This is a genomic window from Actinomycetospora sp., from assembly GCF_055612215.1.
On record NZ_JBVPVA010001200.1, the window covers coordinates 1 to 5,565 of the forward strand.

The 5,565-nt window shown below is 77.4% G+C and carries 7 protein-coding genes; 6 read left to right on the forward strand and 1 reads right to left on the reverse strand.

The window, feature by feature from the left end; genetic code table 11:
* From AC0CYZ_RS32050 to AC0CYZ_RS32075, 6 genes are all read left to right on the forward strand, one after another.
* Window positions 1-748 (forward strand): shikimate dehydrogenase (locus AC0CYZ_RS32050; RefSeq protein ID WP_472222378.1); only part of this gene is annotated, 748 nt, incomplete at its 5' end.
* A 94-nt stretch (window positions 749-842) separates the two neighbouring features.
* Window positions 843-1,457: a prepilin peptidase gene (locus AC0CYZ_RS32055; RefSeq protein ID WP_472222380.1), complete on the forward strand. Its 615-nt coding sequence runs from the start codon at window positions 843-845 to the stop codon at window positions 1,455-1,457.
* A gap of 32 nt (window positions 1,458-1,489) precedes the next feature.
* A complete protein-coding gene (gene aroC, locus AC0CYZ_RS32060; protein WP_472222390.1) occupies window positions 1,490-2,692 on the forward strand; it encodes a chorismate synthase in 1,203 nt (400 codons plus the stop codon).
* A complete protein-coding gene (locus AC0CYZ_RS32065; protein ID WP_472222382.1) occupies window positions 2,689-3,228 on the forward strand; it encodes a shikimate kinase in 540 nt (179 codons plus the stop codon). Before aroC ends, AC0CYZ_RS32065 begins: the two co-directional genes overlap by 4 nt.
* A complete protein-coding gene (aroB, locus tag AC0CYZ_RS32070; RefSeq protein WP_472222384.1) occupies window positions 3,221-4,324 on the forward strand; it encodes a 3-dehydroquinate synthase in 1,104 nt (367 codons plus the stop codon). Before AC0CYZ_RS32065 ends, aroB begins: the two co-directional genes overlap by 8 nt.
* 42 nt (window positions 4,325-4,366) lie before the next feature.
* A complete protein-coding gene (locus AC0CYZ_RS32075) occupies window positions 4,367-5,077 on the forward strand; it encodes a DUF2267 domain-containing protein (protein ID WP_472222386.1) in 711 nt (236 codons plus the stop codon).
* Window positions 5,078-5,150: 73 nt separating this feature from the next.
* Here AC0CYZ_RS32075 and AC0CYZ_RS32080 read toward each other — a convergent pair.
* The coding region (locus AC0CYZ_RS32080) for a DMT family transporter (RefSeq protein ID WP_472222388.1) at window positions 5,151-5,565 on the reverse strand (415 nt) is incomplete at its 5' end.

The following is a 5,565-nucleotide window of genomic DNA, read 5'->3' on the forward strand; positions in this document are numbered from 1 at the left end:
CGACGCCGCGACGCTCCCCGGGCTCGTCGGCGGCCTCGACGCGGACTGGGTCGGGCTCTCGGTGACGATGCCCGGGAAGAAGGCCGCGCTGGCGGTCGCGGCGAGCGCGTCGACGCGGGCGCGGCGGCTCGGGGTGGCGAACACGCTGGTCCGGGCAGGGGACGGCTGGGCCGCGGACTGCACCGACGTCGACGGGATCGCCGGTGCGCTGCGCGGAGCGGGGATCCGGCAGCCGGCCCCGCTCGCCGCCGGACTGCACCACGTCGTCGTGCTCGGTGCGGGCGCGACGGCGTCGGCGGCGGTCGGTGCGCTGTACGAGATCGGCAACGAGGACGTCCAGCTCGTCGTGCGCGAGCCGTCGCGGGCCTCCGAGACCGCTGCGGTGGTCGATGCGTACGGCATGCGCCTCCTGGTGCGGACGTTCGACGCGATCGGCGAGGTCGACCTGGCCCGCGCGAAGGCCGTGATCAACACCACCCCGGCGGGCGCGGTCGACGACGAGCTCGCCGAGCACCTGGTCGCGGGGCTCCCGGCCCACGCCGTCGTGCTGGACGCGGTGTACCACCCGTGGCCGACACCGCTGGCGGCCGCGGCGGCCCGGCGGGGGCTCGCGGTGGCGACCGGCCTCGACATGCTGCTCCACCAGGCGTTCGGGCAGGTCGAGCAGTTCACCGGGCGGCCCGCGCCTCGTGCGGTGATGCATCGGGCGCTGGTCCGTGCGACGGGGTTCGAGGTCCGTCCGCCGTAGCGCGCCGTCCCCACCGGCATCCTGGGCCCGGTCGTCCACAGGCCGTCCCCGCGGGAGGTGACGGCGCCGGGTCCGGCGGCGCACGGTCTCTGGTGTGACCGGACACCTCCCGCTCGGCGTCCTGCTCGGCGTCGTGGTCCCGCTCGTCGCGGGCGCCGCCGTCGGGGCGGGCGTGCGGGCGGGGCTCGCGCGGGTCCGGCGCCCGGTGCTGGTGCCGGCTGGCTGGTCGGTGCTCGGGTCGGCGTTCGGGTGCGGGGTGGTCGCGACGGCGGCGGTGGTCGGGCTGGTGGCGCCGGCGCGGGTCCCGGTGCTGCTCGTCGTGACGGTGCTCTCGGTGGCCGGGTCGGCGACCGACGTGCTCGTCGGCCGGCTGCCCGACATGCTCACCGGGTCCGCGCTCGTGCTCGGGCTCGGGGCGCTTATGCCGTCGGGCTCGGTGCTCACCGGGCTCGCCGGCGCGGCGGTGCTGGGCGGCCTGCACGCGGCCGTGGCGCTCGCGGTGCCGGGCGCGCTGGGCGGCGGGGACGTGAAGCTCGCCGCGGCGCTCGGCGGACCGTTGGCGGCCGCCGGGTGGTGGGCCCTGGCGGCGGCGCCGGTCGGCGCGGCGCTCGCCCTCGTCGTCGTCGCGGGGGTCTCGCGACGCCGCGCGGTGCCCCTCGGACCGGCGTTGCTCGCGGTGAGCTGGCTCCTGCTCCTGGCGGGAGGGTGAGGGCCGTGCGGGGGACGTGGAACGATGGCGGGGTGCTGCGGTGGTTGACGGCGGGTGAGTCGCACGGTCCGGCCCTGATGGCCGTGCTCGAGGGCATGGTCGCGGGCGTCTCGGTGTCCTCCAAGGAGGTCGCCGCGGAGCTCGCGCGCCGGCGCCTGGGCTACGGCCGGGGCGCCCGGATGAGCTTCGAGGCCGACGAGCTGGAGATCCTGGGCGGTGTCCGCCACGGCCTCACGCAGGGCGGCCCGGTCGCGATGCGGATCGGCAACTCCGAGTGGCCGAAGTGGGAGACCGTGATGGCCGCGGACCCCGTCGACCCGGAGGTGCTGGAGGGTCGTGCCCGCAACGCGCCGCTGACCCGGCCGCGGCCCGGGCACGCCGACCTCGCGGGCATGACCAAGTACGGGTTCGAGGAGTCGCGCCCGGTGCTCGAGCGCGCCTCGGCCCGCGAGACCGCCGCGAAGGTCGCGCTCGGCGCCGTCGCGAAGGCGTTCCTCGCGCAGGCGCTCGGGGTGGAGGTCCTGTCCCACGTCGTGTCGCTGGGTACCGCGGAGGCCACCGAGGGCGCGATCCCGAGGCCCGGCGACGGCGAGCGCATCGACGCCTCCCCGGTCCGGGCCGTGGACGAGGCCTCGACCGCGGCGATGGTGGCCGAGGTCGACGCCGCGAAGGAGGACGGCGACACCCTGGGCGGGGTGGTGGAGGTCGTGGCGCACGGCCTGCCGGTCGGGCTGGGCTCCTACGTGCAGGCCGACCGCCGCCTCGACGCCCGGCTCGCCGGGGCGCTCATGGGCATCCAGGCCATGAAGGGCGTCGAGATCGGCGACGGGTTCACCACCGCGCGCCGCCGCGGCTCCGCCGCGCACGACGAGATCGACCCCTCCGACACGTCCGGTCTCGAGCGCGCCTCCAACCGCGCCGGCGGCATCGAGGGCGGCATGACCAACGGCGAGCCGCTGCGGGCCCGGGTGGCGATGAAGCCGATCTCGACGGTGCCGCGCGCGCTGCGCACCGTCGACCTCGCCACGGGTGAGGCCACCACCGCCCACCACCAGCGCTCGGACGTGTGCGCGGTGCCCGCGGCCGGTGTCGTGGCCGAGGCCCTGGTGGCCCTCGTCCTCGCGGACGCGGCGCTGGAGAAGTTCGGCGGGGACTCGCTGGCCGAGACCGCCCGCAACGCCGCCGCCTACCGCGACGCGATCGACCCGCTGCGCGCGGTCGGGAACCGGCCGTGAGTCCGGCCGTCGTGCTCGTCGGCCCGCCCGGGGCGGGGAAGAGCACCGTGGGGCGGCTGCTGGCCGAGCGGTGGGGCGTGGCGTTCGCCGACACCGACGACCTGGTGGAGGCCCACGCCGGCCGGGCCATCGCCGACATCTTCACCGGCGACGGCGAGCCCGCGTTCCGGGCGCTCGAGCGCGAGGCGGTGGCCGAGGCCCTCGCCACCCATGCCGGGGTGCTCGCCCTGGGCGGGGGAGCGGTCCTCGCCCCGGAGACCCGGGAGGCCCTGGCGGGGCACCCCGTGGTGCTGCTGACCGTCGGGCTGGCGGCCGGGGTGCGCCGCACCGGCCTGTCCACCGCCCGCCCGCTGCTCGCCGGGGTCAACCCGCGGGCCACGTTCGCGGCCCTGCTCGCGGAGCGGCTGCCGGTCTACCGCTCGGTCGCCGTGCACGAGTTCGCGACCGACGACAGCACGCCCGACGAGGTCGCCGAGGCCGTGCACACGGCCCTGGCCGGCGCCCCGGATGCGTCCCCGGCCGGTCACCGTGGCTGAGCCGACCGGCCCGACGACGGTCCGGGTCGCGTCCGGCAGCCCCTACGACGTCGTCGTCGGCCGCGGGATCACCGGCACAGTGGCCGCGGCCCTCGCGGACGGCGGAGCGCTCGCCGGGGCGGCCCGCGTCGCGGTCCTGCACCAGCCCGCCGTCGAGCCGGTCGCGCGCGGCGTGGCGGACGGCCTGACGGCGGCGGGCGCCGACGTGCACCCCGTCCCGCTGCCCGACGGCGAGGACGGCAAGGACCTCACCACGGCCGGGGCCTGCTGGGACGCCCTCGGGCGGATCGGGCTGACGCGCTCCGACGCCGTCGTCGCCGTCGGCGGGGGAGCGGCCACCGACCTCGGCGGGTTCGTCGCGGCCGGCTGGATGCGCGGCGTGCGGGTGGTCCACGTCCCGACGACGCTGCTCGCGATGGTCGACGCGGCCGTCGGCGGGAAGACCGGGATCAACACCGGCGCCGGCAAGAACCTCGTGGGCGCCTTCCACGAGCCCGCCGCGGTGATCGCGGACCTCGACACCCTCACCACGGTCGGCGCCGAGGAGATCGCGGCGGGCATGGCCGAGGTGCTCAAGACCGGGTTCATCGCCGACCCCGAGATCCTCGCCCTGGTCGAGGCCGACCCGAAGGCCGCGCTCGACCCGGCCGGGCCGGTGCTCGCGGAGCTCGTGGTCCGGTCGGTGCGCGTCAAGGCCGAGGTCGTGGCCGCCGACCTGCGCGAGTCCCACCTGCGCGAGATCCTCAACTACGGGCACACCCTGGGGCACGCCGTCGAGCGCCGGGAGCGCTACCGCTGGCGCCACGGCGAGGCCGTCAGCGTGGGGCTCGTCTTCGTCGCCGAGCTCGCTCGCCGGGCCCGGCGTCTCGACGACGCCACCGCAGACCGCCACCGCGACGTCCTCGCCTCGGTCGGCCTGCCGACCCGGTACGAGGCCGGCGCGTTGCCCGAGCTGATCGAGTACATGCGGATCGACAAGAAGAGCCGCGGTGCGCTGCTGCGCTTCGTCGTCCTCGACGGCCTCGCCCGGCCCGGTCGCCTGGAGGGCCCGAGCACGGAGGACCTCACCGCCGCGTACGAGGCGCTCACGGTCTGACCGGGCGAGTGCGGGCCGCCGTCGAGCGGGTAGGCCCGGTCCATGCGACACCAGGAGTTCCTCAGTGGAGTGGCCACCCGCGCGGGTGAGCAGACCGACGACGCCCGCCTCGGCGCCACCGCCGCCCTCGCCGCCCTGTCCGAGCACCTGCCCGCCGACGACCGCGACGCCCTCGCCCGGGCCCTGCCCACCCTGCTCGAGCAGGAGTCCGGGCTCGACCAGGGTGGCGCCGGCGATGGAGCCGGCGACGCCACGGTCGTCGACGGGATCGCGCGCCGCACCGGCTGGACCCCGGAGCGGGCGCGGTACGTGCTCGCCGCGGTCGTCGACCAGCTCACCGCCGAGGAGCCGGAGCTGGGCCGCCGGGTCGCCCTGGTCCTGCCCGACGACGCCGAGCCCGACGGCGGGCCCGCGCTGCCCCCCGACGCCGCCTCCGGTGCCGCGCAGGACCGCTCGCGGCCCCTCGGCCCCGAGGACGTCGACCGCGCCCTGTCGCGCCTGGTCGACTGGAGCGGGGACGCCACGGGCATCGAGCGCACGATCGCGCTGCCCACCGAACGGATCGACCTCCTCCTCGAGCGTGTCCACCGCGCCGAACGCGAGCTGGCCCACCGGGTCCGGGTCGTCGAGCGGACCCCGACTTCGCTGACGCTGCGCGCCCGCACGGAGAGCCTGCAGGTCGTCACCGAGCTCGACGTGGCCCTCGCGGAGCGGGTCGACGACGCCGTGGCGACCGTCGGGTCCGGCGGCTGATCCCGCCCCACCCACGACGACGGGCACACCACGCAGGTCCGACGGGCCGCCGACCTGCGTGGTGTGCTCCTGGTCAACCGGAGCGGTCGGCGCCGGGCGTGAGGGCCGCGAGCGGCTCCGCGGCCGGCTCCTCGGCGGGCCCGCGTCCCCCGGCGCGGGCCGCGCCGATGCCCGCTGTCACCACCAGCACGATCCCGAGCACACCGAGCGGGCGCGGGAGCTGACCGAGCACCACAGCCCCCACGAGCAGGGCGATCGCCGGTTCCAGCGCCATGAGCGTGCCGAAGGCGGCCGTGGTGAGGCGGCGCAGCGAGAGCATCTCGAAGGCGAACGGCACGACCGGCAGCAGCAGGGCCAGGCCCAGACCCGCGAGCAGCACCGGCCCGGTGAGCACCGACACCAGCCCCGGCACCGTCACGGCCGCCACCGCGGCGCTGACCAGCCCGGCGACCGGCATGGAGACGGCGAGCCCCTGCAGGCCGGTGACG

Coding starts and splice junctions, on each gene's coding strand:
- AC0CYZ_RS32075 (WP_472222386.1), top strand. CDS start 4,367: ATGCGACACCAGGAGTTCCTCAGTGGAGTGGCCACCCGCGCGGGTGAG.